This is a genomic window from Rhodoferax sp. ZS1R25 (assembly GCF_056521335.1).
The window spans coordinates 102,792-129,606 of sequence record NZ_JBWMAZ010000001.1; the positions used below are offsets into that span (position 1 = coordinate 102,792).

General features: G+C 62.6%; 21 protein-coding genes and 1 riboswitch. Of the genes, 7 read left to right on the forward strand and 14 right to left on the reverse strand.

Annotated features, from left to right (window positions below; translation table 11 throughout):
- Window positions 1-8 precede the first annotated feature (8 nt).
- Entirely contained in the window at window positions 9-2,153 is a 2,145-nt protein-coding gene (locus AC097R_RS00470) for an O-antigen ligase family protein (RefSeq protein ID WP_479595560.1), read from the forward strand.
- Window positions 2,154-2,211: 58 nt separating this feature from the next.
- Here AC097R_RS00470 and AC097R_RS00475 read toward each other — a convergent pair whose 3' ends face one another.
- The 9 genes from AC097R_RS00475 to AC097R_RS00515 all read right to left on the reverse strand — a co-directional run bounded on the left by AC097R_RS00475 (window position 2,212) and on the right by AC097R_RS00515 (window position 14,586).
- Window positions 2,212-2,613, reverse strand: coding sequence for a pilin (locus tag AC097R_RS00475; RefSeq protein ID WP_479595562.1), 402 nt, complete (start codon window positions 2,611-2,613; stop codon window positions 2,212-2,214).
- A gap of 184 nt (window positions 2,614-2,797) precedes the next feature.
- Window positions 2,798-3,226, reverse strand: a complete 429-nt coding sequence (locus AC097R_RS00480; RefSeq protein ID WP_479595564.1) for a hypothetical protein — start codon at window positions 3,224-3,226, stop codon at window positions 2,798-2,800.
- A 93-nt stretch (window positions 3,227-3,319) separates the two neighbouring features.
- The gene (locus AC097R_RS00485) at window positions 3,320-4,558 is read right to left on the reverse strand and encodes a type II secretion system F family protein (protein WP_479595566.1); all 1,239 of its coding nucleotides are present in this window, start codon (window positions 4,556-4,558) and stop codon (window positions 3,320-3,322) included.
- Window positions 4,558-6,327, reverse strand: a complete 1,770-nt coding sequence (locus tag AC097R_RS00490) for a GspE/PulE family protein (RefSeq protein ID WP_479598077.1) — start codon at window positions 6,325-6,327, stop codon at window positions 4,558-4,560. Before AC097R_RS00490 ends, AC097R_RS00485 begins: the two co-directional genes overlap by 1 nt.
- Window positions 6,328-6,416: 89 nt before the next feature.
- Window positions 6,417-7,172 (reverse strand): glycine zipper 2TM domain-containing protein, encoded by a 756-nt coding sequence (locus tag AC097R_RS00495; protein WP_479595568.1) that lies wholly within the window; start codon window positions 7,170-7,172, stop codon window positions 6,417-6,419.
- A 122-nt stretch (window positions 7,173-7,294) separates the two neighbouring features.
- Window positions 7,295-10,060 (reverse strand): methionine synthase, encoded by a 2,766-nt coding sequence (gene metH, locus AC097R_RS00500; RefSeq protein ID WP_479595570.1) that lies wholly within the window; start codon window positions 10,058-10,060, stop codon window positions 7,295-7,297.
- Between the two features lie 29 nt (window positions 10,061-10,089).
- Window positions 10,090-11,088 (reverse strand): Gfo/Idh/MocA family protein, encoded by a 999-nt coding sequence (locus tag AC097R_RS00505; protein ID WP_479595572.1) that lies wholly within the window; start codon window positions 11,086-11,088, stop codon window positions 10,090-10,092.
- Window position 11,089: 1 nt separating this feature from the next.
- Entirely contained in the window at window positions 11,090-12,166 is a 1,077-nt protein-coding gene (locus AC097R_RS00510; protein WP_479595574.1) for a homocysteine S-methyltransferase family protein, read from the reverse strand.
- A 24-nt stretch (window positions 12,167-12,190) separates the two neighbouring features.
- Window positions 12,191-12,278: riboswitch (S-adenosyl-L-homocysteine riboswitch) on the reverse strand.
- Window positions 12,279-12,324: 46 nt separating this feature from the next.
- On the reverse strand, window positions 12,325-14,586 hold the full coding sequence (locus AC097R_RS00515) for an EAL domain-containing protein (RefSeq protein ID WP_479595576.1): 2,262 nt from the start codon (window positions 14,584-14,586) through the stop codon (window positions 12,325-12,327).
- A 135-nt stretch (window positions 14,587-14,721) separates the two neighbouring features.
- Between AC097R_RS00515 and recQ the strand changes: the two genes are divergently transcribed.
- A complete protein-coding gene (gene recQ, locus AC097R_RS00520; protein WP_479595578.1) occupies window positions 14,722-16,605 on the forward strand; it encodes a DNA helicase RecQ in 1,884 nt (627 codons plus the stop codon).
- A 48-nt stretch (window positions 16,606-16,653) separates the two neighbouring features.
- Here recQ and AC097R_RS00525 read toward each other — a convergent pair whose 3' ends face one another.
- Window positions 16,654-16,947, reverse strand: coding sequence for a hypothetical protein (locus tag AC097R_RS00525; protein ID WP_479595580.1), 294 nt, complete (start codon window positions 16,945-16,947; stop codon window positions 16,654-16,656).
- A 142-nt stretch (window positions 16,948-17,089) separates the two neighbouring features.
- Window positions 17,090-19,432: an AAA family ATPase gene (locus AC097R_RS00530; RefSeq protein ID WP_479595582.1), complete on the reverse strand. Its 2,343-nt coding sequence runs from the start codon at window positions 19,430-19,432 to the stop codon at window positions 17,090-17,092.
- A gap of 162 nt (window positions 19,433-19,594) precedes the next feature.
- Here AC097R_RS00530 and AC097R_RS00535 point away from each other — a divergent pair, with 162 nt between their 5' ends.
- On the forward strand, window positions 19,595-19,735 hold the full coding sequence (locus AC097R_RS00535) for a hypothetical protein (protein ID WP_477886905.1): 141 nt from the start codon (window positions 19,595-19,597) through the stop codon (window positions 19,733-19,735).
- A 394-nt stretch (window positions 19,736-20,129) separates the two neighbouring features.
- Complete coding sequence (locus AC097R_RS00540) at window positions 20,130-22,013, forward strand: phosphoenolpyruvate carboxykinase (GTP) (protein ID WP_479595584.1); 1,884 nt, start codon at window positions 20,130-20,132, stop codon at window positions 22,011-22,013.
- Between the two features lie 98 nt (window positions 22,014-22,111).
- Here the strand turns inward: AC097R_RS00540 and AC097R_RS00545 are convergent, their stop codons facing one another.
- Window positions 22,112-22,519 (reverse strand): hypothetical protein, encoded by a 408-nt coding sequence (locus AC097R_RS00545; RefSeq protein ID WP_479595586.1) that lies wholly within the window; start codon window positions 22,517-22,519, stop codon window positions 22,112-22,114.
- 130 nt (window positions 22,520-22,649) lie between these two features.
- Between AC097R_RS00545 and AC097R_RS00550 the strand changes: the two genes are divergently transcribed.
- Together AC097R_RS00550 and AC097R_RS00555 are read left to right on the forward strand one after the other, a co-directional pair.
- A complete protein-coding gene (locus tag AC097R_RS00550) occupies window positions 22,650-23,612 on the forward strand; it encodes a LysR family transcriptional regulator (protein WP_479595588.1) in 963 nt (320 codons plus the stop codon).
- Window positions 23,609-24,415 (forward strand): metallophosphoesterase, encoded by an 807-nt coding sequence (locus AC097R_RS00555; RefSeq protein ID WP_479595590.1) that lies wholly within the window; start codon window positions 23,609-23,611, stop codon window positions 24,413-24,415. Before AC097R_RS00550 ends, AC097R_RS00555 begins: the two co-directional genes overlap by 4 nt.
- A 49-nt stretch (window positions 24,416-24,464) precedes the next feature.
- Here the strand turns inward: AC097R_RS00555 and AC097R_RS00560 are convergent, their stop codons facing one another.
- Window positions 24,465-25,352 carry a DNA ligase gene (locus AC097R_RS00560; RefSeq protein ID WP_479595593.1) on the reverse strand — a complete coding sequence of 296 codons (888 nt, stop codon included), beginning with the start codon at window positions 25,350-25,352 and terminating at the stop codon, window positions 24,465-24,467.
- Between the two features lie 97 nt (window positions 25,353-25,449).
- On the opposite strand from AC097R_RS00560, the gene AC097R_RS00565 reads away from it, so the two are divergent.
- Entirely contained in the window at window positions 25,450-25,872 is a 423-nt protein-coding gene (locus AC097R_RS00565) for a universal stress protein (RefSeq protein WP_479595596.1), read from the forward strand.
- On the opposite strand, the gene AC097R_RS00570 is transcribed toward AC097R_RS00565, so the two are convergent.
- Entirely contained in the window at window positions 25,869-26,810 is a 942-nt protein-coding gene (locus AC097R_RS00570) for an NAD(P)-dependent oxidoreductase (RefSeq protein WP_479595599.1), read from the reverse strand. The two genes, AC097R_RS00565 and AC097R_RS00570, sit on opposite strands and share 4 nt — an antisense overlap.
- Window positions 26,811-26,815: the final 5 nt, after the last annotated feature.

A 26,815-nucleotide genomic window follows, 5' to 3' on the forward strand; every position in this document is an offset into this window, starting at 1 on the left:
CCAAGAATATGACTTTGCCGAAGGCCAAAAAACCCGCATCTAGTCACCTTCTCCTCGCTTTTACAGCTCCCCCAGAGCATGTGGTCGCCTGGATTCTGGCCACTATGCTTGCCTTGGTGCCCGCAGCAGGGATTCCGAGTGAACTGGTACTGCAAGACACCTTGAAGTCGATCCTCGTTGCCGGCGGCACGCTGATGGCGGCGATGACCTGGATTTTCATGATGTATCAGCAACAGTGCAAGACCGGCAAGGGGCCAGCTTTGCGTTGGCATGGCTTGCTGGCGTTTCCCACGGTGTTGGGCCTATACGCGCTGGGTAGCATGCTGTGGTCACACACCTATCTAGCAGCAGTGGAGGCCGCCCGATGGGCTGTATTGGGACTGCTGCTCTGGATAACCCTGAACATCGCTCGGCGCGCAACCCTATCCATGCTGGTATGGGGTATCCATGCGGGCGCACTGGGCGCAAGTGTGTGGGCCGCAGCGCAGTTCTGGGGAGACCTTGCCTGGTTTCCACAAGCCGCACCTCCCGCGTCCACCTTCGTCAACCGCAATTTCTTTGCCGAATACCTCGTTTGCACCTTTCCTTTCTCAGTGTTGGCCTTGGTGCAATTGCGGAGCACCCACTGGCGCCAGTTGATGACCTTATCGTTGGCATTCAATATCGTGGTCTTGATGATGACCGGCACCCGCTCGGCACTGCTAGCGCTCTGGGTATTGACGCCACTGCTGTCATGGATGGTTTGGCGCTACCACGACGCCCTAGCCATCCGGCGATGGAGCGTTGGGTCAAAACTATCCGTCGTACTGGTATTCGCCTTGGCCGTGTTCGTATTGGGAAGCCTACCTAGCCAGAGCGTCCGCATTCAACAAGAAGGCAGTGGCGACACGGCTCTTCAGCGCGGTGTGCTTCGCACCGCGTCCCTCGCGCGAGCCACCGAGTACACGGCAGGGTCGTTTTCCGTACGCGCAAGCATGTGGAAGTCGACAGCACGCATGCTGATGGATCGCCCCTGGACTGGCGTAGGGGCGGGGGCATGGGAAGTTCATATTCCGCTTTACCAAGGCTGGAACAATTCAGTAGAAACTGATTTCTACGCGCACAACGAATACCTGCAACTGCTGAGTGAATATGGAGTGATCATTGGTGGCGGTTGTTTGGCAGTTCTACTGGCTTACCTTCTGATGTGTGTGCAAAACACATTGCAGTGGGGTCGAAACGGAGTGGCAGGTCGCAAGGCTGCGTTCAATGGGTTCGCCCTGAGCAGCATTTTGGCTTTACTGATCGTCAGCAACGCAGGTTTTCCCTGGCGGCTTGCAAGCACAGGCGCGCTTTGGATGGTGGTATTGGGCATGCTCGCATGCACTATTCCCCTATCCCATCGGAACAAGAAGGCAAAGAGGCGCCAACAACCTGTCGGTCCGTTGGCGCTGCGACTGGGTGCGGTTGCGCTACTACTAACGAGTGCGTTGACTGCAGTCATCAGTTGGGAAGCGATACAGGCTGAGCGTTTAATCGTTGGAAGCATCCACGCCACCAACGCCTTGCAGAGAAATACGAACATGCCGGTGGAGGAACGAGAAGCTGAGCACACCCGGGCACTTGCCATGCTCCAGCAGGGCGTTGCGATAAACCCGCACTACCGGAAACTCACCTCTCTCGCAGCAGACCAAATGGCCGCAAGTGGTGACCGTGCCGGCGCCTTGTGGGCACTTCAGTCGGTGGCCACATCACGCCCTAATGTGCCGGACATCCAGGCTAACTTGACCATTCTTTATACAGAACGCGGACAACAGGAGCAGGCAACGGAGGCGCTAAAACAACTCCAACGCCTGCAACCAGACGCTCCGCGCACACGTGCACTGGGCGTTCTCCTGCAGCGGCGCGCAGGGCACGACGAGGAAGCCGCAACGATATTGCGCACCTATTTCGCCAAAGGTTTGCTGGAATACGATCTGGTCCAGTTTGCCCTGGCTATCGGTCTCGAACACCAAGATGAATCCCTGGCGGTGCAGGCCTTTAGCTACTGGGCGAAAGGCTGGCCGGAAGAAAGAAAGCAACAGGCGGCACTGCTCGCGTCCGCACCCTCATTGCGTGCTGCAGTCAAAGTCCATGGGCCAGCCATTGCTGGCACCCAAAACAAAAGCCAGTGAAGTTGCCCTCACTGGCTTTTGCAGAAGTCGTGTGTGCACGACTAGCTTGAGAAACCGGTCAAGGAACCGCGATAGCGGTGAAAGCTGCCGTGACCGCAGTGCCGCCAGAAGGGGTCAGGGTCAGTACGCAAGCATTCGAGGTACCTGCAGTAGTTACAAAGGTCCCGGCGGCGGAATAAGTACCGCCGCTGGTTGGGAATGCACTACCTTGCAAGGTACGGCTGGCGTTGGTGCATGAGTCCACTGTCACCTTGGAAGAGCTGGAGTTGTTGCCCGAATAAACAGCATAGTTGATGGCGGTGCCTGAGGATAGAGCCCCTGCCACGCCCGCCACAGCCGCACTCCGCGCGTCCGATGACAAATCCACAAACTTGGGAATTGCGACGGCGGCAAGAATGCCCAAGATTACGATGACCATCACCAACTCAATCAGCGTAAAGCCGCGTTGTACTTGTTTCATGTTGTCCGCCTTTCGTTTGAAAAAACTTCTTGCTCCGTCCTGAAACGGGCTCCAACGTCCTATGGATAGACGCATTGCAATTTAATTCTATTGCAATGAACTATTGTTGTGCATCAAGTTTGGGGGCTAAGTACGTGATCTGCATCACCATTTACCCTTATTTCGTGGTTTTGTTACATCTGCCTTAATCCACCACTTGGCCCATCCACACGTAAGACAGTTGCGGGGTGATCTGCAAGGGTCCCGGGGGCTTGCTGACTTGGAACCAGAGGGCTTGTGCTCCCGGGGGCGATTCCAACCTATTTGTTTCCATCGGGTGGTAGCCCACGCATGCACAGGCAGGGTCAAACACCCAATTGCCTCCCGGCAATGCGGCCAGCACTTCGGCGTCGGCCAACCCTGCGTAATTGGCAGGCAGTGCGGCCAACGCCAAAAACGGGTTGCGTTGGGCCAGCGCTGCGGATGGCTCCGCTTTGCTGCGATTTCCGGCCACCGCTGTCTCTAGATGCGCGACCACAAGTGCTGTGCGCAGGGCGCCCAGGGTCCTTTTGATTTGTGCCAATTCGGCTTGGCCGCGCACGTCACGCAGCTGCCACACAAAGACAGTGGCCATCACCAACACCAGCAAGACGAGTACACCCCATTCCGCCAACCGCCCACCCCACACAGGTGACGGCTGTGCGGCGGGCCGCAGCGCAGCCATAGCCTATCCGCCGCCCTTACCCATGGCAGCCTGGCCCATGTTCCACAGTGGCAAAAACACGCCAAGCGCCAACAGCAGCACCAGCACGCCAATCACCGCCAGCAAAATCGGCTCAATGGAGGCGGAGAGGCCCTTGATGCTGTAGTCGGTGTCGCGCTCATACATGGCGGCGATTTCAAACAACAGGTTATCCAACTCGCCGGTTTCTTCGCCCACATTGATCATTTGCAGCACCACCGGCGTGAACACCCCAGTGGCCGCCGCGCAGCGCGAGATGCTTTCACCGCGTTCAATGCCGTCGCGCATTTGCTCAATACGGCTGCCAATGAAGGCGTTGTCCACGGTTTGTGCCACCACAGTCAGCGCCTGCACCAAGGGCACGCCGCTTTGGCTGGACAGCGCAAAACTGCGGGCAAACCGCGCTAACGTCGCTTTCAGGATGATGTCACCAATGATGGGCAGCTTGAGCTTGCGCGAGTCCCAGCGATAACGCCCTTCAGGCGTGCGCACATAGGCCCGCACCGCCACAGTCCCCACAAACACCAGCGCCAGCAGCAGAGGCCACCAGGCAATCATCCAGCCAGAAAATGCCAGCAGACCGCGGGTGATCAGGGGCAGCTGGGTGTTGAACCCCGCAAACACCTTGGCAAACACCGGGATAACAAACACGTTCAGGATCACGATGGCGATCGCCATCGCAATCATCACAAACGTGGGATACCGCGTGGCTTGCTTGATGCGCTCCCGCACATCGCGTTCAAATTCCATGTGCTCGGTCAGCCGCAAAAACACCTCGGTCAGCCGCCCGGTCATCTCGCCGACGCGGATCATAGAAATGTAGAACCCACCAAACAGCGCGCCGTGGCGCGCCAAGGCAGCGGACAGCTCCCGCCCCTGGTCCAAGCTGGCGCGTATGTCTTTCAGCATGTCCACCATGGCCGGCTTGGTGGCCGAGGCTTCCAGCCCCGCAAAGGCGCGCAAGATGGGCACCCCCGCCTTGTTCAGCGTGTACATCTGGCGCGAGAAGATCAACAAGTCTTCCACCACGACGGGTTTCCGGTTCAGCCGCGCCAGAAGCCCTTCGGTGGATTTTTCGACCTTGGCCTCGGCCAGCGCGATGTGCACCGGCGCCACCCCAATCGACAAAAGTTGGTCGGCCACGCCGCCTTCCGTCAACGCCTCCAACTGGCCAGTGACGGCTTCGCCCCGATTGTTGCGGCCGCGCCAGGTGTAGACCGCCATCAGGCAGCCTCAGGATCTAAGTCGTCGTCGGCATCAAAGCCAATACGCAGCGCCTCCGCCAGCGAGGTGCGCCCTTGGCGCACCATTTCCAGCGCATGGTGAGCCATGGTGCGGCCCTTCATGCGCTCACGCGCAGCGCGCATGAAGTTCGCAGGGTCTGAGTGGGAGGCGGCATGGGTCAATACGGCATCCATCTCCAACAGCTCATAAACCCCCTGCCGACCGGTGTAGCCCGTGCCATTGCACGATGAACACCCCAGCCCGCGCTTGGGGGTCAACGTGGTGCCGGGCGCCAGCATGGTGTCTAGCCAAGATTGCTCCTGCGGTGTGGGGGCATGCGGCGCCGAGCATTCGGGGCAGTTCATGCGCACCAAACGCTGGGCAATCACAGCCTGCAACGAGGTGGCCACCATAAACGGCGGCACGCCCATGTCGAGCAAACGGAACGGCGTGCTGATGGCGTCGCGCGTGTGCAAGGTAGAGAGCACCAGGTGCCCGGTGATGGCAGCGCGCAGACCAATTTCTGCAGTTTCCGCGTCGCGCATTTCCCCCACCAGAATCACGTCCGGGTCCTGGCGCAGGCAGGCGCGTAGCACACGGGCAAAGGTCAGCTCGATCTTGTCGTTCACCTGCACCTGGGTGATGGCGGGCAGGCGGTATTCCACTGGGTCTTCCACTGTGATGACCTTGAGCTCGGCCGCATTGATTTCGGCCAGCGCGGCGTACAGCGTGGTGGTCTTGCCAGAACCCGTGGGCCCGGTGACCAGCACCATGCCCGAGCTGCGCGAGAGCACTTCGCGAAAGCGCTTCAGCATGTCCGGTGGCATGCCGATGGTGTCCAGCCGCCGCATGCCGGCGCCCTGGTTCAACAGCCGCATGACCGCGGACTCACCGTAGGTAGTCGGCAGCGTGGAGAGCCGCACATCGATGGTGTTGTCCTTCAGGCGCACGCTGAAGCGACCGTCCTGCGGCAGGCGCTTTTCGGAAATATCCAACCCGGCCATGAGCTTCAGGCGCTGGGCCAGCGCACCGCCAATGCGTTTGTCCGCCTGGGTCTGCGTTTGCAATACGCCGTCCACGCGCACGCGGATTTGCAGAAATCCTTCTTGCGGCTCGATGTGCACGTCCGACGCGCCCACCTGCGTGGCATCTTCAAACAAGGACTGCAGCAGGCGCACTACGGGCGCGCCCTCAATGCCCACGGTGGCGGTCAGCTCGCCAAAGTCCACCGCGTCGCCCAAGTCTTTTTCCAAGGCACGGGCCAGTCCGCTGATTTCCTCGGTGCGGCGGTACAACCGGTCAAATGCCAGTGCCAGCTGGCTCTCCGGCACCGCGGCGATGCCAATATTGCGCTTGAGCAGGCGGGTCAGTTCGTCGTAGGCAAACAAATCCAGCGGGTCGCCCAGTGCCACCAACAGGCTATCGCCCTTGTCTTCCAACACCAGCGCGCGAAAGCGCCGGGCCGCGCTCTCGGGCAGCAGCTTGGTGACTTCCGCACGAAACGGAAACGTCTTCAGGTTCACAAAGGGGATGCGGAGCTGGCGGGCCAGGCCGTTGGCCAGCAACTCTTCGGTGATGACACCGGTTTCAATCAACAGGCGCCCTACCTTTTTGCCGGTGGTGCGCTGCAGCTCCAAGGTTTGTTGGAGCTGCTCTTGGGAAATCAGGCGCTGCTGGACCAGCACATCGCCCAACCGCAGTTTTTCAGGGCGGCCTGGGGGCGGAGGCGGGCGAGGCCCGTCGGGCGCACCGGGCGTTGCCGTTGCCATATTCATGCGCTATTCCTTTTGCGGTTTGCAAAAATAATAGCACGCAAGGCAATTTCAAAGGGGGCGAACCACGCGGGAAGCGCTCCTGGTCAGGCGGCGGGTGCCGGTTCGGTGGCCGGGCTGATGCTATTGCCCTCCACCTTCACCCGGGCGCCCACGGTGGCAGGGTTGCTCTGTTCGATGGAGCGCACCGAACCGTCTTCCATGCGAACGTCGACCCGGTAGACCAGGTCTTTTTTCATCTTCTTCTCTACGGTGTTGCCGGCCCAGCCGCCACCCAAGACACCGGCGATGGTGGCCAGCGCCTTGCCGTCACCCCCACCAAACTGGTTGCCCACCAAACCACCGAGTACCGCCCCGGCCACGGCCCCCGCACCACTGGGCTTGGCTTCACGCTCCACCGGGGTAACAGACTCCACCGTGCCGCACACCGCGCAAAGGGCCTTGTGCGGGGTACTGGAAGCCACGGGCACACCTGCTCCGGTGGGTGCAGTGTCCATGACTTCCCATGGCTCGCTGGCCGGGGGCTTGGCCGCCACGGTGCTGTGCGCCTTGGCACTGGCGGACTGGAATTTCACTATCTTTTTAGGAGCTACTGGCGCAGGTTTTACGGGGGCTTCCGCCACTATTTCTTCATTTTTGGCCAGCTCCGGCTCCAACACCGACGCGACGGTGGCCACGGGTGTCAGCGGCGTGGTCGGAGCGACCTCTTCGGCGCTCTGGCGATTCACCTGCACAAGGGCGGCGCCCAAAGCCAATGTGGTCGCGCCGAGGGCCGCAATGATGGCCCACAGCATCCGGTGGGCGGCGGGTTGCGGCACGCCGGGAATGGTGACGGTACTCATGGTTTTCCTCCAGCAAAAGGGGCTTGTTGCCTGTTAAGCCAAAGGTACACACCGCGACCGGCTGCGGCGTGTCTGATTTGTAACATCGGGTAAAGCCAGCGTCTTGGGCCGGCACCAACTGCTTACAAATTAGGCGCCAGCAGGCGCTGCAGCTCGGCCTGGTTCAGGTTGCGGCGCTGGGCCAGGTCCTGCACTTGGTCGTCGCTGATCTTGCCCACGTTGAAGTACGTGGCGTCCGGGTGGCCAATGTAGAAGCCGCTGACGCTGGCCGCCGGTGTCATGGCCAGGCTTTCGGTCACCGCCATGCCGATCTCCTCGCACTGCAGCAGGTCGAACATGTCTTTCTTGACACTATGGTCAGGGCAGGCCGGGTAGCCCGGTGCGGGGCGGATGCCCTTGTACTTCTCGGCAATCAGGTCCTCGTTGCTCAGTGCCTCGTCGGCCGCGTAGCCCCACAGGTCGGTGCGCACGCGGTGGTGGAGGGCCTCGGCAAAGGCTTCGGCCAATCGGTCGGCAATCGACTTGAGCATGATGGCCGAGTAGTCATCCAGGTCGTCCAGGAAGTATTTTTCCTTCTTGTCCACGCCAATGCCCGCGGTTACCGCGAACAGACCCGCGTAGTCGGCCTTCACCCCCTTGGGTGCCACAAAGTCGGCCAGGCAGCGGCTGGGGCGCATCACGCCGTCAATCTCCTGCTTCTCGGTCTGCTGGCGCAGGCCGTACCAGGTCATGGCGACCTCAGAGCGAGTCTCATCCGTATAGAACTCGATGTCGTCGTCGTTCACCGTGTTGGCCGGGTACAGGGCCACCACGGCATTGGCCGTCAGCCAACGGCCTTCGATCAGGCGCTTGAGCATGCGCTGGCCGTCGGCGTAGACGCGCACGGCCTCGGTGCCCACCACCTCGTCCTTCAGGATGGCCGGGAAGGGGCCTGCCAGATCCCAGGTCTGGAAGAAGGGGCCCCAGTCGATGTACTTGGCCAACTCGCCCAGGTCAAAGTTCTTGAAAACGCGGCGGCCAATGAACTTCGGCACCGTGGGCTGGTGGGCTGCCCAGTCGATCGGCGTCTTGTTGGCACGTGCCTTGGCCAGCGGCCACATGGGCGTCTGCTTCTTGTTGGCGTGCTGGTGGCGCACCTTGTCGTAATCGGAATTGAGTTCGTCGATGTACTTGGTGGCGCTCTCGCTCAACAGGCTTTGCGCCACGCTCACGCTGCGCGAGGCGTCGGGCACATAGACCACGGGGCCTTCGTAGTGCGGCGAAATCTTCACGGCCGTGTGCACGCGGCTGGTGGTAGCGCCGCCAATGAGCAGCGGGATTTTCTTGATGCGGAAGTAGTCGTCCTTCTGCATCTCGCCAGCCACGTACTGCATCTCTTCCAGGCTGGGCGTGATCAGGCCAGACAGGCCAATGATGTCCGCGCCTTCGATCTTGGCGCGCGCCAGAATCTCGTGGCAGGGCACCATCACGCCCATGTTGACCACGTCAAAGTTGTTGCACTGCAGAACCACGGTGACGATGTTCTTGCCAATGTCGTGCACATCGCCTTTGACCGTGGCAATCACGATCTTGCCCTTGGCCTTGGCTTCGCCACCGGCCTCCACCATCGCCAGCTTTTCTGCTTCGATGTAGGGCAACAAGTGCGCCACGGCGCTCTTCATCACGCGTGCGCTTTTCACCACCTGGGGCAGAAACATCTTGCCTTGACCAAACAGGTCGCCCACGACGTTCATGCCGTCCATGAGTGGGCCTTCAATCACGTGCAGCGGGCGGCCGCCCTTGGCCAGCACGTCCTGGTAGGCCTCTTCGGTGTCCACGGTAATGAAATCGGTGATGCCGTGGACCAGCGCGTGGCTCAGGCGCTGGCCCACCGACGCAGGCGCCTCCGGCGTGCCTCGCCATTCCAGCTTCTTGCTTTCGTCCTTGGCGCCGCTCTTGGCGGTCTCGGCAATCTCCACCAGGCGCTCACCCGAGTCGGGGCGGCGGTTCAGCACCACGTCTTCCACGCGCTCGCGCAGTGCGGGCTCCAGGTCGTCGTACACGCCCACCATGCCAGCGTTGACGATGCCCATGTCCATGCCCGCCTGGATGGCGTGGTACAGGAACACGGTGTGGATGGCCTCACGCACCGGATCGTTACCGCGGAAGCTGAACGACACGTTGCTCACCCCGCCCGATACCTTGGCGCCGGGCAGGTTCTGCTTGATCCATCGCGTGGCATTGATGAAGTCCACCGCGTAGTTGTTGTGCTCTTCGATGCCGGTGGCGATGGCGAAGATGTTCGGGTCGAAGATGATGTCTTCGGGCGGAAAGTCCACCTCGTCCACCAGGATGCGGTAGGCGCGTTCGCAAATCTCCACCTTGCGCTCGTAGGTGTCGGCTTGGCCCTTTTCATCAAACGCCATGACCACGGCGGCCGCGCCATAGCGGCGCAGCAGTTTGGCCTGGTGCTTGAAGGCGTCCACGCCCTCTTTCATGCTGATGGAGTTCACCACCGCCTTGCCTTGCACGCAGCGCAACCCGGCCTCAATGACGCTCCACTTGGAGCTGTCGATCATGATGGGCACGCGGGAAATATCGGGCTCGGAGGCGATCAGGTTCAGGAAGCGCACCATGGCGGCCTGGCTGTCCAGCATGGCCTCGTCCATGTTGATGTCGATGATCTGGGCGCCGTTTTCCACCTGCTGGCGCGCCACAGCCAGGGCTTCCTCGAATTGACCATTCAGGATCATGCGGGCAAAGGCCTTGGAACCGGTGACGTTGGTGCGCTCGCCGATGTTGACGAAGAGCGAACTCGCATCGACCCGGATGGGCTCCAGACCGGAGAGCATCATGGGCGCTACATTTTTCATAGCTTCTTGCGCAGTGTTGGCGGGGGCTTGGGGCATAAAAGACCTGTAATTGTGAGTGTGGCGGCCTAGACCGCTTCCCAGCGGCCACTGCGCTGCGAGGCAAACAGTGCGTCGATGATGCGCATGTTCTGGATGGCGTCTTCCACGCCGTAATGCAGGGGCTGCTCGCCGCGGATGGCCAGCGAGAACGCATCGCCTTCCAGGCTGTACTGGTCGCAGGCGGCAAGGGTCTCCGTCACCGCACCGGCACCGCCCAGCTGTTTGCCGCCGTCGACGAATATGCGCGTTTCTTGGCCCTGGGGCGCGTTGAACGGAATCTCGATCTCCACGCGCTGCTCGGTCCCCATGACGTGTACGCGCTGGTAGGGCGCGGACTGGGTGGACACCGTGAAGTCCAGGTGCCGGCCACCGCCAAAATCCAACAACGCGCTGAAAGTCCGGTCCACGCCAAAGTCGGGGTCCATGTCGGCCAGCGCCATCACGCGCACCGGCTCGGCGCCAAACAAAAAGCGCCCCGCCACGATGGGGTAGCAGCCAATGTCAAACAGCGCCCCCCCACCCGTGCCGGGTTGGTTGCGGATGTTGTCGGCATTGCGGTTGAAGTACGAGAACCACACCTGCACAGTGCGCACCTCGCCCAGGGCGCCGCTCTGCACCAGCTCGCGCGTGCGCAGCCATTGCGGGTGAAAGCGCACCATGAAGGCTTCCATGATGTGCACCTTGCCCGCCACTTCGCGCAGCTGCGCCGCTTCGTTCGCGTTCAGCGCAATCGGCTTCTCGCACAGCACATGCTTGCCGGCGCGCGCCGCAGCCAGCGTCATGGGCACATGCAGGTCATTGGGCAAGGGGTTGTAGATCGCCTCGATGGCCGGGTCGGCCAGCAACTCTTCGTACGAACCATAGGCCTTGGGAATACCCAATTTGTCCGCCGCAGCCTGCGCGCTAGGCAGGCTGCGCGAGGCAATCGCCTGCACATCGCACCACTGGCTGCGCATGAGCGCTGGCGTGACCTTCTCCATGCCGATCTTGGCGGTGCTCAACACGCCCCAGGTGACTTTTTTCATCTCAGGCTGCCTCTTTGTAGAAGAAATTGCGCTGCACACTGCGTGCAGCAATGGGGTTCACCGCATGGGCGATGGCGCCAATGTGATCGGGCGTGGTGCCGCAGCAGCCACCCACGATGTTGACCAAGCCCTCTTCCGCAAACTCGCGCACCAGGCGGCTGGTCACGTCGGGGGTCTCGTCAAAGCCGGTGTCGCTCATGGGGTTGGGCAGGCCCGCGTTGGGGTAGCAGCTGATGAAGGTGTCGGGCGCGACCTTGTTCAGCTCCTGGATATAGGGACGCATCAGCGCCGCACCGAGTGCGCAGTTCAGGCCAATGGCCAGCGGCTGCGCGTGGCGCACGCTATGCCAGAAAGCGGTCACCGTCTGACCACTCAAGATGCGGCCCGACGCGTCGGTCACCGTGCCGCTGATGATGATGGGCAGGCGCTGGCCGCTGGCTTCGAAGTACTCGTCCACGGCAAACAGCGCGGCCTTGGCGTTCAGCGTGTCGAAAATGGTTTCCACCAGAATCACATCGCTGCCGCCCTCCACCAGCGCCTTGGTCTGGTCGTAGTAGGCGGCGCGCAATTCTTCAAACGTCACGTTGCGCGCGCCGGGGTCGTTCACGTCGGGGCTGATGCTGGCGGTCTTGGGCGTGGGGCCCAGGGCGCCGGCCACGAAGCGGGGCTTGTCGGGGGTGCTGTATTTGTCACAGGCGGCGCGGGCCAGCTTGGCGGACACCAGGTTCATCTCGATGGCCAGATCGGCCATGTCGTAGTCGGCCTGGGCCACGGTGGTGGCTCCGAAAGTATTGGTCTCAATCAGGTCGGCACCCGCGGCCAGGTAGCGCTCGTGGATGTCGCTGATCACGTCAGGCCGGGTCAGGCTCAGCAACTCGTTGTTGCCTTTGACGTCTTTGTGGAAGTCCTTGAAGCGGTCGCCCTGGCTGCCGGGGCCGGAGTAGCCCTCGCCACGGTACTGCGCCTCGCCCAGCTTGAAGCGCTGGATCATGGTGCCCATGGCGCCGTCCAAAATGGCGATGCGCTTCTCCAGAATGCCTGGCAGGGCTTGTGCGCGGGTGTAGGTGATGGGCTTCATGGTGCGGCTCACTGTGTGGTTTTAAACAAGTGAGCGCAGTTGGGAGTCCCAAGCCTGACCGGTGGCCTGCCTGTATTGAAGGCAGGCGCCAGCTGCAGCGCCCCTTGGGATTTGATTATTTTAATTCACAACGCAGCGGCCGTGAAGGCCAAATGGTCTTAGGCCTGGCCCAGGTGCAGCGCCAGCAAGGCGTCCAGCGGCATGGGGTGCCCCACCGCATACCCCTGGGCGTAGTGCACGCCAAAGCCACGCAGCAGTTCCAGAATGGCCGGGCTCTCGACAAACTCGGCCACGGTTTTCTTGCCCATGAGGCAGCCAATCTCGTGAATAGACTTCACCATGGCCAGGCTAATGGCGTCGGTGGCAATGTCGCGCACAAACTGGCCGTCGATCTTGAGCTCGTCCACGGGCAGGTTGCGCAAATAGGCGAAGGACGACAGGCCGCTGCCAAAGTCGTCCAGCGAGAGCCTGCAGCCCAGTTGGCGCAGGGTGTCAATGAAATGCTTGGCGGTGTGCAGGTTGCTGATGGCTGCGGTCTCGGTGATCTCAAAGCACAGCTTGCGGCATGGCAAGGGCGTGTGGGCCAGCGTGTCCAGCACAAAGGCCATGAACACCTCGTCCCCCAGCGACTGGCCCGACAGGTTGATCGAGCACTGGTCGATATGGTCCTGGTGCGCCACCATCCACTGCAGCGCATGCGTCACCACCCAGCGGTCTACGCGCGCGGCCAGGTGGTAGCGCTCCACCGCGGGCATGAACTGGCCCGGGAGCACCAGCGCACCCGCCTCGTCCCGCATACGCAGCAAAAATTCGCAGTGCAGCCCTACGGCCGGGCCGGGGTTCACCGGCACGATGGGCTGGCCATACAGCACAAAGCGGTCTTCTTGCAGCGCATGCTCGATGCGGCTCACCCACTCCATCACGCCATAGCGCTGCGCCAACGCCGGGTCATCACTCGCATACACATGGATGCGGCCACGGCCCGAATCCTTGGCGACGTAGCAGGCGCTGTCGGCGGCCTGCAAGAGCGCGCCCACGCTTTCACTCTGCGCGTCCAGCATCACCATGCCCACGCTCACGCCTACGCCAAAACTCTGGTCGCGCCACACAAAGCGGTAGGCCGCCAGGCTCAGCTGCAGGCGCTCGGCCACGCGCAGGGCCTGGGCCACGGTCTGGTGGGTCAGGATGATGCCGAACTCGTCGCCACCGATGCGGCACAGGTGGTCTTCTTCGCGCAACACCTCGGAAAACAGCTGGGCCACCTGGCGTAACAGCTCGTCGCCCGCGGTGTGGCCGCAGGTATCGTTGACCACCTTGAATTCGTCCAGATCCAGGTAGCAGACCACGTGGCGCTGGTCCTGGTCGCGCGTGCGGTCAAAACACTCGGCCAGCGCCTGCTCAAAGGCGCGGCGGTTACCCAGGCCGGTCAGTTCGTCGTGCGTGGCCTGAAAGGCCATCTCCTGGTTCAGGCGGCGCTGCTCCGTCACATCGCGAAACACCAGCACCGCGCCCTGTACCTCACCGTCCGCATCCCGGATGGGCGACACCGCCGCCTCCACCAGCAGGCTGCCCTCCAGACGGTGCGCCAGGCTGAGCTGCGGGTAGCGGTGGGTTTCCGCCGCCGCAATCGCCTCGGCCACCAGGTCGATGCCGGCGACACCCCCTCCCATGTCGCCCAGGCGAAACACAGTCTGGTAGGGGCGCCCCACGGCGCCAGCCAGCGTCCAGCCGGTGAGCGCTTCGGCCACCGGGTTGATATAGAGCAGCTCGCCGTCGGCGTTGGTGGTGATCACCGCGTCGCTGATGGAGTGCAGGGTGACCTGCAGGCGTTCTTTCTCTTGGTACAGCGCGTCTTCGGCAAATTTGCGTGCCTGCATGAAGCGCACCCGGTCCAGTGCCACGGCCACATGGCTGGCCAGCGCCTGCATAAAGTCGAGCTGCCAATCGACCGGGGGGCGCACGCCCTCCACATCACCAAAAGTGCCGATGCCAATCACGCCCAAACGCTCATCGGCCAGCAGCAAGGGAACGTTGATGATGGTGCGATTGAGCAGCTGGGCCACCACCTCTTTGTTGGTGCGCAGGTCTGTGCGGGCATCCTCCACCACCACCACGTGGTCGGCCGCCATGATTTCTTCCAGCATGCGGTCGCCCGCAATGGGGATGTCCATGGTCTGCGCCTTGGTATGCAGTTGCCGGTAGTCCGCATCGGAAGTGACCTGACTGATGACGGACACAAATCCGGGCCGGTCGCCCATCAGGGCCAGCCACGCGTGGGCATAGCCCAACACATCCTCCACCACAGGTGCCACGGCGGCCAAAATGTCCGGCAGGGTCCAGGCGCGCTCCAGCCGTTTGCACAACTGCAACAAGGCCTTGGTTTGCGACTGCGTGTCGAGCACGATGGGCGGGGCAATCATGGGTTCAAGTGTAGCGACAGGCTTGCCCGACAATAGGGGAATCACCCTTAGCCCGACGCCACACGCTGGCGACCACCGGGTTTTGAATGTTTTAGTGCCCTAGCCCCCGTAACCACTGCGCCGCGAGCTCCCATTTTGATAGCAGACACTTCCACCTCCAGCACCACTCTGGACGCTTGCAGCGACATTCTGCGCACCGTGTTCGGCTACGACGCCTTCCGTGGCCCGCAGCAGGCCATCGTGGAACACGTGGCAGATGGCGGCGATGCGCTGGTGCTCATGCCCACGGGCGGCGGCAAAAGCCTGTGCTACCAAGTTCCCGCCATCGTCCGCCAACAAGCAGGGCTGGGCGCCACGTTGGTAATTTCGCCGCTGATCGCGCTGATGCACGACCAGGTGGGTGCGCTGCACGAGGCGGGTGTCAGCGCCGCCTTCCTGAACTCCACCCTCAGCGGCGACGAGGCCTACCAGATCGAGCAGCAACTGCTGCGCGGCGAGATCACCCTGCTTTATGCCGCGCCAGAGCGGGTCAACAATGCGCGCTTTCTGGCGCTGCTGGATTCGCTATTCGAGCGCGGCAAGCTGAGCCTGTTTGCCATCGACGAAGCACATTGCGTAAGCCAGTGGGGCCACGACTTCCGGCCCGATTACCGCAACCTCACGGTGCTGCACGAGCGCTACCCCGGTATTCCCCGCATTGCGCTGACCGCCACGGCCGACGACCTGACGCGCGCCGACATTCTGGAGCGCCTGCAGCTGGAAGACGCGCGCGCCTTCGTCAGCAGCTTTGACCGCCCCAATATCCGCTACACCATCGTCGAGAAGAAAGATTCCACGCTGCAGCTGCTGCGCTTTATCGAGCGCGAGCATGAGGGCGAGGCCGGCATCGTCTACTGCCAGAGCCGCAAAAAGGTGGAAGACATGGCCCAAACGCTGGTGGACGCGGGCATCAAGGCCCTGCCCTACCACGCCGGTCTGGACGCAAAAGTGCGCCAGACCCACCAGGACCGGTTTTTGCGCGAGGAAGGCATCGTCATGGTGGCCACCATCGCGTTTGGCATGGGCATCGACAAACCCGACGTGCGCTTTGTGGCCCACCGCGACATGCCCAAGAACATCGAGGGCTACTACCAGGAGACCGGCCGCGCCGGGCGCGACGGCCTAGCCGCCGACGCCTGGATGGCCTATGGCCTGCAAGACGTGGTGAACCAGCGCCGCATGATTGACGAAAGCCCGGCCAGCGAAGAATTCAAACAGGTGATGCGCGGCAAGCTCGACGCCCTGCTCGGCCTGGCCGAAGCAACCGACTGCCGCCGCGTGCGCCTTTTGGGCTACTTTGGCGAAGCCAGCCAGCCTTGCGGCAATTGCGACAACTGCCTGAACCCGCCTGCCGTGTGGGACGGCACCGATGCCGCACGCAAGCTGCTGTCCACCATCTACCGCATCCAGCAAATGAGTGCGGTGAGCTTTGGCGCGGGGCATTTGATGGACATCGTGCGTGGCAAAACGACGGAAAAAGTGACCCAGTACGGCCACGCCAACCTGAGCACCTTTGGTGTGGGCGCAGATTTTTCGGAACTTCAGCTGCGTGGCGTGCTGCGCCAGCTGATTGCCATGGGCGCCGTGGCCGTGGATGCCCAGGCGTTTAACACCCTGCAGCTCACCGCCGAATCCCGTGCGGTGCTCAAAGGCGAGGTGCCGGTGATGTTGCGGGAATCGGTGTCGGCCCCGGCCGACCGCAAGAGCCGGCGCAACCCGCGCCTGGGTGCGGTGGTCAAGGCGCCCATCAACCTGGACAGCGAAGGTCTGCTGCGCTACTCGGCCCTGAAGGCCTGGCGGGCCGAGGTGGCCAAGGAGCACAACCTGCCCGCCTATGTGATTTTTCACGATGCTACGCTGGCGGCCATTGCGCAGCGGGCACCCCAGAGCCTGGATGACTTGCAGGGCATCAGCGGCATAGGCGCCAAAAAGCTGGAAGCCTATGCCAGCGATGTGCTGCGGGTGGTGGCGCTGGAATAAAGAGGCCAGCACCGGGGCATGAGCCCAGGGCCGGCCCAGCGCAAGGGCTTAGTGGCGGCGGAAACCGCTCTCGTACGCCATGGCGGCGCCGGACATGGTGTTTTCCAGGCGCTCGATTGCTCGCATGTGGCGGGCCGAGCAGCTGGCGTCAGCCGCTTTGGCACGGTGGTGCTGCATCAGAGCCTGAAACTTGGTGCGGCAGGCTTCGAGCGCGCCGGCGAAGTTCAGAGCAATGTACGCCGAGTGGTCCGCGTGGGTTTGGCGGTATTCGCCAGACCAGTAGTCAAACAGCTGCCACTTGTAAGTACCTTTTTCAGGTACCTGAATCGTATCTCTGTGCATATATACAGTGCAAAGGTAGAGAAATAAGTACTGGCCACCAGTCAATGTTCCAACGAACTGGGGAAATTCAGTACCCGCCTGTGCCTATTACGCACGAGCGTATCGGCTGGTTGACAGGTGGAACAAAAAAATTACAGAGGAGTTACGGCAAGAAGCCCATGCCCCGGTGCTCTCGCACCTCGGGCTTGATGCGGTGCTCGGCCTCCAGCTGCTCCAGGAACTCTTCCGGGCTCAGATTGGCGTCCAGAATCATGGCCTGGCGCTTGACCGCCGCAAAGTCCCCCAGGCACAGCTGGTCCAGCCCGGCCAGGCGACTGGCCAGGGCCGGCGTCAGGCGTTGGGCATCCCCCGCGCAGGCTTCCGTTACAAACACGGTGACCCGCTGCGCCGCAGACAGGGGCTTGAACTGGATCTTGAAGGTGAAGCGCCGCAGCGCGGCCTGGTCAATCCGGTCCATGAGGTTGGTGGTGCAGACAAAAATGCCCCGAAACCGCTCCATCCCCTGCAGCATTTCATTCACCTCGGTCACCTCGTAGCTGCGCTGGGCGCCGCGCCGGTCCTGCAGAAAACTGTCGGCCTCGTCCAGCAGCAAGATCGCGCCCTCAGACTCCGCCTCGCGGAACATGGCGGCCATGTTGTGCTCGGTTTCCCCGATGTACTTGCTCATCAGGTCGCTGGCCTGACGCATCAGGAGCGGCTTGTTCAGCGCCTGGGCCAGGTGCTCCGCCAGCGCCGTCTTGCCCGTGCCAGGCGGTCCGTAGAAACACAGCGTGCCATGGCCCCGGGTGTGCAGGGCCTGGACAATGCGCGGCACCTCGAAGCGCGATTCCACGTGGAGGTGGCTTAGCTGGTACTGGCTTAGAGCGGTGGGCACAGCCGCCACCGCGGCCGGGTTGCCCAGCGCGAGATCGGCATTTTTGAGCTGGCGTTCAATCAGGGCCTCCAGCCCTGCAGAATCCGCCTCGGCCACGGGGTGCGCAGCCTCCGGGCTGCGGGCCAGGCCTGCAAAACGCACCGCGGTGCGGATTTGCGCTGGGGTGAGACCCTTGCGGCTGGTAAGCCGGGCCACAAACGCATCGGACACCTGCACGCCTTCCAGCGTCTTGCGCACCAAGCCTTCGCGTGCGCCGGGCGGTGGCGATTTCAGCTCCAGGTGGTAGGCAAAGCGGCGGCGAAACGCGGGGTCGATCTGCTCGATGCGGTTGGTTACCCACAGCGTGGGCACCACGTTGGACTCCAATATCTGGTTCACCCAGGCCTTGCCGCTCACACTGCCACTGGCCGGCGCGGCCGAGGCATCGGCCCGCGCAATCAAATGGGCCGCCTCGTTGGACAGCGGGGGGAACACATCTTCCACCTCGTCAAACAGCAACGCCGCCTGGGCGCTGCCTTTCAGGAATACCTGGGCGATCTGCAGCGAGCGATAGCGGTCGCGCCCGCTCAGCGAATTGCCGTCGCGGTCGGCATATTCCACCTCAAACAGTTCTAGCCCCGCATGCTGCGCCACCACCTTGGCCAGCTCGGTCTTGCCGGTGCCAGGCGGGCCATACAGCAGCACGTTGATGCCCACCTCCTTGCGCGCCACGGCGTTGGCCAGCAGGTTGCACATGACGGAAGCGTCTTCGCTGACGAAATTGAAGTCTTGCAGGCACAGCGTGCTTTTGGTGGAAAGCCGGGTGAACACTGCCATCAGCTCGGCTTGGTCACGGTAATGGCGCATCAACACCGGGGGCAGCTTCTCGCTGACCTTCATCAAATCGGCCAGGTCGGTGATGTTGTGCTCGGAAATCAGGTTCTCCACCAAGCCAATGCGCTCCAGGCGCGAGCCGGCCCGCAGCGCCTCGCCCAGCTCCTGCGCGCTCACGCCGGCCACCTCGGCAATGGCGGCATAGGCTTCGGGCGCGTTGTTCACCTTGAACTCGACCAGGATGCTGCGCATGTCGCGCTGGTAGCGTGCCAGCGTGCCGTACAGCAGCAGTGCGCGCTCGGCCTTGTTGAGCTGCAGCAAACCGGCCAGCGCATTGATGTTTTTTTCCACCAGCGTGGATTGCTTTTTGAGCGCATGGCTCAGCCACTCGCCGGTGACCGACAGCACGGTGATGAGGTCTTTGGGCTGGTCCTTGGCGTATTCATCCAGAAAGAAAAACACCGTGGCTTCGTCGTAGGGGCCGCACCAGACGCCGTAGCGGGCCAGAAACTCGCTGGCATCCAGCGCTTCATGGCCGCGCCAGAGCTCGTTGCCTTGGCAGCGGCGCGCGAGAAACTCGCGCAAGCGACCTAGCACGGACACTGGCCAGACCAGATGGCGCCCGGCCAGCCCCACCACGCCATTGAAATCGCGGCGCACATTGAAACTGGCCCCCTGGCGCGCTGCAAGGGTGAGCACAAAGTGTGAGCACATCAAATCCAACACCGGCGCTTCTTGCAGGCCCGGCGAGGGAATGAGATGCCCACCTAGGGGCTGGAACAGCGAACGCTTGGCCATCAACCGCCTCCAGCACAGCGACGTGCTGAAATGACGATAGCGCAGTCCGGGCCAAGATGGAAGCCTTGGGCAGAAATTTCCACGCGTCAGCTCCAGGCTCGTCTGCGCGGCGCCTTGTGGGTAAAATTCAGGCTCCCCTAACGAAGAACACAAGGATTGCCCATGTCTGCACCAGACAACCACTCTGACGACCACGCTGCCGATCCCGTGGACGCTGTAGTCCCCATGATGCCTATCGTGCTCCCCCTCGTGGGCGGCGTGCTGATGTTCTTGTTGGCTTTCATCGCCGTGTCCATGGCCTGATAGCGTTTCCGCCCGGGCCGCGCTGCGCATTCCGGGCCTGCCATGTCGGCACTGCGCCCGCATGGCCTGTCTTTCTCAGCCCCTGCCGCGCCGCGGGCCGCTGCCTCCCCCCGATTTCCTCTCCTCTGATTGCCTCAGTTCAGGCATCCGTGCACGTGTTCGCACGCCATCTGGCACAGACTCCGGCCGAAACATTGTGCATATTTCAATGCAAATTAGGCATAGTTATTTCGTGTAATCACCATGTAACTCCAGTACGCGTTCTTAGAATTCGGCATGGGCGCTTCAGATCTCGGTCTGAACCACCCCTGTCAGCCGTCTTCTCAAAGTTCGTGGCGCCCTGTTCTCTGCCCTTGGTTTTGAAAAGACGATTTTCAAACTTAGGAGCTATTTCATGAACGCACCCGTGATGCAGGGCCTGGCCCTCAACACCCCCAGTTACGTCAAGAACGCCAAACTCATCGCGTGGGTCGCCGACATGGTGGTCCTGTGCAAGCCGAAGGACGTCTACTGGTGCGATGGCTCCGAAGAGGAATACCAGCGCCTGTGCCAGCAGTTGGTCAACGCCGGCACCTTCAAAAAGCTCAACCCCGCCAAGCGCCCCAACAGCTTTCTGGCCTGCTCCGACCCCAGCGACGTGGCCCGCGTAGAAGACCGCACCTACATCTGCTCCGAGAAAAAGGAAAACGCCGGCCCCACCAACAACTGGATGGCCCCAGCCGAGATGCGCGCTCTGCTGCAAACCGGCAAGGATGGCAACCAAGCCTTGTTTGACGGCTGCATGAAGGGGCGCACCATGTACGTGGTGCCGTTCTCCATGGGTCCGCTGGGCTCGCACATCGCGCACATCGGCATTGAACTGTCTGACAGCGCCTACGTGGCGGTGAACCAGCGCATCATGACCCGCATGGGCAAGGCTGTGTATGACGTATTGGGTATGGAGGGTGCGTTCGTGCCCTGCGTACACACCGTGGGGGCGCCGTTGGAAGCGGGCCAAGCCGATGTGAAGTGGCCCTGTAATACAACAAAATACATCGTGCACTACCCCGAGACGCGCGAAATCTGGAGCTACGGCTCCGGCTACGGCGGCAACGCGCTGCTGGGCAAGAAGTGTTTTGCCCTGCGTATTGCCTCCAACATGGGCCGCGACCAAGGCTGGCTGGCCGAACACATGCTGATTCTGGGCGTGACGAACCCTGAGGGCAAGAAGTACCACGTGGCCGCTGCTTTCCCCAGCGCCTGCGGCAAGACCAACTTCTCCATGCTGGTGCCTCCCACTGGTTTTGAGGGCTGGAAGGTCACCACGATTGGTGACGACATCGCCTGGATCAAGCCCGGCACCGACGGCAAGCTATACGCCATCAACCCCGAAGCGGGTTACTTCGGCGTGGCCCCCGGCACCAACTTTCACACCAACCCCAATTGCATGGCCAGCCTGGACAAGAACGTGATCTTCACGAACGTGGCCCTGACCGATGACGGCGACGTGTGGTGGGAAGGCATGGAGAAAGACACGGGCGGCCTGCCCGAGCACCTGATTGACTGGCAAGGCAAGAACTGGACGCCCGCGATTGCCAAGGAGACGGGCGCCAAGGCCGCCCACCCCAATGCCCGCTTTACCGTCGCTGCCGGCAACAACCCCGCACTGGACAGCCAGTGGGATGACGCCAATGGTGTGCCGATTGACGCCTTCATCTTCGGTGGCCGCCGCTCCACCACCGTGCCGCTGGTGACCGAGGCCCGCAGCTGGACCGAGGGCGTCTACATGGCCGCCACCATGGGTTCTGAGACCACCGCCGCGGCTGTAGGCCAACAAGGCGTGGTGCGCCGCGACCCGTTCGCCATGCTGCCCTTCATGGGCTACAACATGAGCGACTACTTCCAGCACTGGCTGAACATCGGCGCCAAGCTGGCCAGCTCCGGCGCCAAGCAACCCAAAATCTTCACGACCAACTGGTTCCGCAAGGGTGAGGACGGCAAGTTCGTCTGGCCCGGCTACGGTGAAAATATGCGCGTGCTGAAGTGGATGATCGACCGTCTGGAGGGCAAGGCCACCGGCACCGAGACCGGCTTTGGCGTCGCGCCCCAGTATTCTGAAATCAACTGGACCGGCCTGGACTTCAGCCAAGCCCAGTTTGACTCCGTCACCAGCCTGAACAAAGCCGACTGGAAGGCTGAATTTGCCTTGCACACCGAGCTGTTTACCCAGCTGGCCTACCATTTGCCGAAGGAACTCGAAGAGACCCAAGCCCAACTGGCGCAGCGTTTGGCTGCCTGAAGGGCGAACCAAGAAAGACGGGCCAGTCGGTACCCCGACCAGGCCCCGAAACGAAAAAAGCCACCGAACCGGTGGCTTTTTTTATGGCGCGGTGAAGCTTAGGCTTCGTTGCGGCTGCGCATGACAGCGTGTTGCAGCTCAGCCATGATGCGGGGGTCGCGGTGGGCGTATTCCCACATTTTTTCTTCCATGCTGCGTTCTTGTGCAGCACGCACCCAGCGCGTGATCACGGCGGAAGCGAAGGAAGACACCTTGCGCAAGGGAGGCGCCAGCAGGGCCAGTGCAGCAAATGCCACGGTCCACAGGGCAACCCAGCCAGCCAACAGGTGGCCGTCGGCCCAGGTGTCGATTACTTGGTCAGCCACCACCAACAGGGCGGCCAGCACAGCAGCCAGCAACATGCCAGCCAGGGTACGGGAACCTTCGGTCTTGCCGGATGTGCGGACGGAAACAGACTGCGCCACGGGGGCAGAGGCAAAATAGGTAGAAGAGAGTACTTGTGTCATGGTCAACTCCTTGAAAAGGTTGATGCTCACTGGGGTTAAATCTTTCGGATGGATGAATCATAGGGTTTTCCCTCATGCGACTCAACTTTTGGTTGGTGATGTTTAGTATTCACCAAAGTTATGATTGACCATGGCCACCCCACCGCTCAACCTGCGTACCTTTGACCTGAACCTGCTGAAGGTGTTTGACACCGTGATGGCGGAGCGCAGCCTGACCAAGGCCGCAGAGCAGCTGGCGCTGACCCAGCCCGCAGTAAGCAATGCGCTGCGCCGCCTGCGCGATGCGCTGGGTGACGAGCTGCTGGTGCGCAAAGGCCGCACGCTGGAGCCCACGCCGCGCGGCCAGGAACTCTGGCCCGCCGTGCGGGAAACCCTGCAAAGGTTGCAAACCTCCCTGGCGCCCAGCGTGTTTGAGCCGGCCACGGCCACCACCACGTTTGTGCTCACCATGGCCGATGCCACCGCGGCCGAGCTGATGCCCGACCTGGTGGAGGTGCTGGCACGCGAGGCCCCCGGCGTGTCGCTGCGTGTGGTGCCGCTGACCACACGCGATCCGCGCCGCGTGCTCGACGAGGGCGCCGCCGACCTGGCCATCGGCCACTTCCCGGCCGTGCTGACGGACCTCACCGCGCGCGCGCAGGCGGGTGCGGCCGAGTCCTTCCGTCACCACCGCCTGTTTGTGGGCGACTATGTGTGCGTGATGCGCAAGGACCACCCGCTCACCAAGGGCACGCTCACGCTGGACCGGTTCTGCGAGGCCAGCCACATGCTGGTGAGCTTCTCGGGCCGCGCGTTTGGCTTCATCGACGAATCGCTGGGCAGCCTCCAACGCACGCGCCGCGTGGTGCTGACTGTGAACCAGTTTTTCACCGCCGGGCGCGTGGTGGTGCACTCGGACCTGCTGACCGTGCTGCCGCGCCACTTTGTCAACGTGACCGGCTATGCCGACCAGTTGGTGATCCGCGAACTGCCCTTTACCGTGCCGCCGATCCAGGTAGACGCCCTGTGGCACCAGCGCCTGGACGCGGCCGCCCCCCACGCCTGGCTGCGTCAACAAATTACCTTGCTGAGCGACCGCCTGTTTTCTGCATGAAGATCCAACTGCTGTCTGACCTGCACCTGGAGGTGCATCCCCACTGGGTACCCACCCCCACGCCCGGCGCCGACCTGCTGGTGCTGGCGGGCGACGTGGGCTCGTACCAAACCGGCTCGCAGTTGACGGACGACGACTTTGGCCTGGCCCGCTTTTCCCCGCTGCAGGGCTGGCCCACGCCCGTGGTGTTTGTGCCCGGCAACCACGAGTACGACAGCTTTGACTTCGACGATGCCCATGCCCGCCTGCGCGCCACCTGCGAGCGGCTGGGCATTCTCTGGTTGGAGCGTGAAACGCTGGTGATGGAGGGCGTGCGCCTGCTGGGTACCACGCTGTGGACCGACTTTGACGCGCTGGCCATGCACGCCCCCGAGGCGCAGCAGCTCAAGGCACGCGACAAGGCCTTTCGCGCCGCCAACTACTACCTGAAGAAGACCCTGACCACGCGCGATGGCGAGCCCTGGTTGGCCGAGGGCGTGCGTGCCCAGGCGCTGGTCTGCCAAGCCTGGCTGCGCGAAGCGCTGGCCACGCCGTTTGACGGGCCCACCGTAGCCATCACCCACTTTGCGCCCAGCCTGCACAGCGCCGACCCGCGCTATGGCCTGGTGCCCGGCACGGCTGGCTTTTGCAATGCGCTGGATGAGCTGCTGCCGCAAGCGCAGCTTTGGCTGCACGGCCACCTGCACGCGCCCAGCGACTACACCGTGGGTAACTGCCGTGTGGTGGCCAACCCGTTGGGTTATGCGCGCAAGAACGAGCAGGTGGGCTACCGACCCGATCTTCTGATTGAAATTGGCCGCTAGCCCCCGCAACCATTGCACCAATAGCTATCAAATTCATAGTGATTGATTTTCATAACGCCGGGTCTGCGGCCACACGCAGAAAGCTGGCAAAACGCGGCACGCCCTTGTCCGTCACACCACGGTAGCGGAACGTGACCCAACTGCCCACGGGCGGCGGGTCTTGGCGCTGGGCATCGCTAAAGCCCGTACCCAGCTTGAAGCGCTTGGCAGCTTGGCCCTCGGCAGCCGGTTGCTCCAGCCACAGCGCGCCCAGACGCCCCGTGTGCTTGCCGGTGCCGGCCACATGGCCGACCACGCGCGCCTCGGCATCGTCAAAGGGTTTGAACTTGCGCAGGTCGTCGCTGCGCTGGGCCACATAGTGGGCACCGCCCCGGTGCAGCACCAGGCCCTCACCACCAGCGCGCACAGTCTCGGTCAGCCGCGCTTGCAGTGCCCGCACGGTGGTGGCGGGTGTTTGCTCCACGGCCTGCACCCAGGCCTGGCCCAGTTGCGCCACGCGCGCCCGCAACACCGGCAGGCGCTCATCAAACGTGCCGCGCTGTGCGGGCAGGTCAAACACCATGAAGCGCACTGCGCGCCAAGCGGCGTCATCCGGCGTTTGCTGGCGCACCGTGGACACGGCCTGGCTGAACTGGCCACGCCCGGCCCACAACTCGCCCTCCATGGCGGTAGCGGGCCAACCGGTGGTAAACCACGCCGGCGCAGCAATCGGATGGCCCGCACGCGTGAGCAGGCGCTGGCCATCCCAATAGCCGCGCACGCCGTCGTACTTCTCGCTGACCCAGAAGCCGGTCGGGTCGCTATGGCCGTCGTAGGACTTGGCCAGCATCAGCGGCGGTGCGGTGCTGCCACGGGCCGCGGGGGCCACCCATGGCAAGGCCAAGACGCCCAGAGCGCAGACGATGTGGCGACGGCGCAGATCCATCGGTGATGACATAGCGATTCCTCCCTCTATTTTTATAACGTTTGATGTAGCACAGACAGCTGCCAAAAGACCGCACTACATTGGCGTTTTTACACCGAGGAGTGGGTCCATGAAGATCTTATTGGCCGTAGACGGCAGCAGCTACAGCAAAAAAATGCTCGCCTACCTGAGTACCCACGAGGCCCTGCTCTCGGCGGACCACGACTACACCGTATTCACCGCCGCCAACGCCCTGCCCGCGCGGGCCCGCAGCATGGTGGGCAAAGACACGGTGGAAAGCTACTACGCAGAAGAGAGCGAGAAGGTGTTGGCACCGATTGCCAAGTTTTTACTGCGCCACGGCATAGACGCCAAGACCAGCTGGAAAGTGGGCCCCGTCGGCACCCTGATTGCCAAGACAGCCGACAGTGGCAAGTTTGACCTGCTGGTCATGGGCACCCATGGCCACAGCGCGCTGGCCAACCTGGTGATGGGCTCCGTCACCACCGAGGTACTGGCCCACTGCAAGGTGCCAGTGCTGCTGGTGCGCTAAAGCGGAGCAGGTGGGTCTGCAGGCGTGGGCATGGCAGGCGCGAGGTCCACGCCGCTCAACCGCGCGACATACTCGGGGAGCATGGGGAGGTACGCCTCCGCTCCGCCAGTGGCCAGCGCCATGGCAAACGAGTTTTTCACGGCGTTGCCCAGGCTGTTGGAAATACCGGCAGCGTCGGCCATGGACTCCAGGTAGCGCAGGTCCTTGAAGGCATTTTTCAGCGTGAACTTGTGCGCCTCCCGGTTGCCTTCCAGCGTGTAGCCCATGAAGGTTTGATAGAAGCCGCAGTCCATGCGGCCGTTGCGCAGGACCGCATCCACCCGGTGCGGGCCAATGCCCACGGACTGTGCCAGCGTCAGCGCCTCGGAATACAAAGCCGCGTACCCCAGAGAGATGAAGTTGTTGACCAGCTTCATACGGTGTCCATCGCCCGGTCCACCGATGTGGACAATGCGCGCGGCCCAGGTGGCCAGGATGGGGCGAATGCGCTCCATCGTTGCGGCATCTGCGCCCACCATGGTGTCCAGCGTGCCTTCCCAGGCCTCTTTGGGGGTGCGGCTCAGGGGTGCGTCCACCAGCGTCACGCCGATGGCGGCCAGCTCAGCCGCCAGTGCCACCGTAGAGGTCGGGTCCGAGGTGGAGCAATCCACCACCACCGATCCCGAGCGCAAGCCCTTCGCCAGCCCCTGCGGGCCGCGCACGATGGCCTCCACATCCGGGGAGCCGGTCACGCACAGAAACACCACAGTGGCGCGTTCCGCCACCGCCTGCGGCGTGTCTACCCGCCCAGCGCCACGCTGCAACAAGTCGTCCAGCGCCGCCGAGGGCTTGCGGGCACACACGGTCAGGGCATAGCCCTTGTCCACAATATTCTTGGCCATGCCATGGCCCATGAGGCCCAGGCCGATGAAGCCGATGGTGTCGCGTGAATGCTCCATGTGGG

Excerpts from the sequence above, each read along its gene's own strand:
- AC097R_RS00550 (WP_479595588.1), top strand. The coding sequence starts at position 22,650 with ATGGCCACCCCACCGCTCAACCTGCGTACCTTTGACCTGAACCTGCTG.
- AC097R_RS00555 (WP_479595590.1), top strand. The coding sequence starts at position 23,609 with ATGAAGATCCAACTGCTGTCTGACCTGCACCTGGAGGTGCATCCCCAC.
- AC097R_RS00495 (WP_479595568.1), bottom strand. The coding sequence starts at position 7,172 with ATGAGTACCGTCACCATTCCCGGCGTGCCGCAACCCGCCGCCCACCGG.
- AC097R_RS00545 (WP_479595586.1), bottom strand. The coding sequence starts at position 22,519 with ATGACACAAGTACTCTCTTCTACCTATTTTGCCTCTGCCCCCGTGGCG.
- AC097R_RS00480 (WP_479595564.1), bottom strand. The coding sequence starts at position 3,226 with ATGGCCACTGTCTTTGTGTGGCAGCTGCGTGACGTGCGCGGCCAAGCC.
- AC097R_RS00535 (WP_477886905.1), top strand. The coding sequence starts at position 19,595 with ATGTCTGCACCAGACAACCACTCTGACGACCACGCTGCCGATCCCGTG.
- AC097R_RS00530 (WP_479595582.1), bottom strand. The coding sequence starts at position 19,432 with ATGGCCAAGCGTTCGCTGTTCCAGCCCCTAGGTGGGCATCTCATTCCC.
- AC097R_RS00560 (WP_479595593.1), bottom strand. The coding sequence starts at position 25,352 with ATGTCATCACCGATGGATCTGCGCCGTCGCCACATCGTCTGCGCTCTG.
- AC097R_RS00490 (WP_479598077.1), bottom strand. The coding sequence starts at position 6,327 with ATGGCAACGGCAACGCCCGGTGCGCCCGACGGGCCTCGCCCGCCTCCG.
- AC097R_RS00540 (WP_479595584.1), top strand. The coding sequence starts at position 20,130 with ATGAACGCACCCGTGATGCAGGGCCTGGCCCTCAACACCCCCAGTTAC.
- AC097R_RS00485 (WP_479595566.1), bottom strand. The coding sequence starts at position 4,558 with ATGGCGGTCTACACCTGGCGCGGCCGCAACAATCGGGGCGAAGCCGTC.
- AC097R_RS00505 (WP_479595572.1), bottom strand. The coding sequence starts at position 11,088 with ATGAAAAAAGTCACCTGGGGCGTGTTGAGCACCGCCAAGATCGGCATG.
- AC097R_RS00565 (WP_479595596.1), top strand. The coding sequence starts at position 25,450 with ATGAAGATCTTATTGGCCGTAGACGGCAGCAGCTACAGCAAAAAAATG.
- AC097R_RS00515 (WP_479595576.1), bottom strand. The coding sequence starts at position 14,586 with ATGATTGCCCCGCCCATCGTGCTCGACACGCAGTCGCAAACCAAGGCC.
- AC097R_RS00525 (WP_479595580.1), bottom strand. The coding sequence starts at position 16,947 with ATGCACAGAGATACGATTCAGGTACCTGAAAAAGGTACTTACAAGTGG.
- AC097R_RS00470 (WP_479595560.1), top strand. The coding sequence starts at position 9 with ATGACTTTGCCGAAGGCCAAAAAACCCGCATCTAGTCACCTTCTCCTC.
- AC097R_RS00570 (WP_479595599.1), bottom strand. The coding sequence starts at position 26,810 with ATGGAGCATTCACGCGACACCATCGGCTTCATCGGCCTGGGCCTCATG.
- AC097R_RS00510 (WP_479595574.1), bottom strand. The coding sequence starts at position 12,166 with ATGAAGCCCATCACCTACACCCGCGCACAAGCCCTGCCAGGCATTCTG.
- AC097R_RS00475 (WP_479595562.1), bottom strand. The coding sequence starts at position 2,613 with ATGAAACAAGTACAACGCGGCTTTACGCTGATTGAGTTGGTGATGGTC.
- metH (WP_479595570.1), bottom strand. The coding sequence starts at position 10,060 with ATGCCCCAAGCCCCCGCCAACACTGCGCAAGAAGCTATGAAAAATGTA.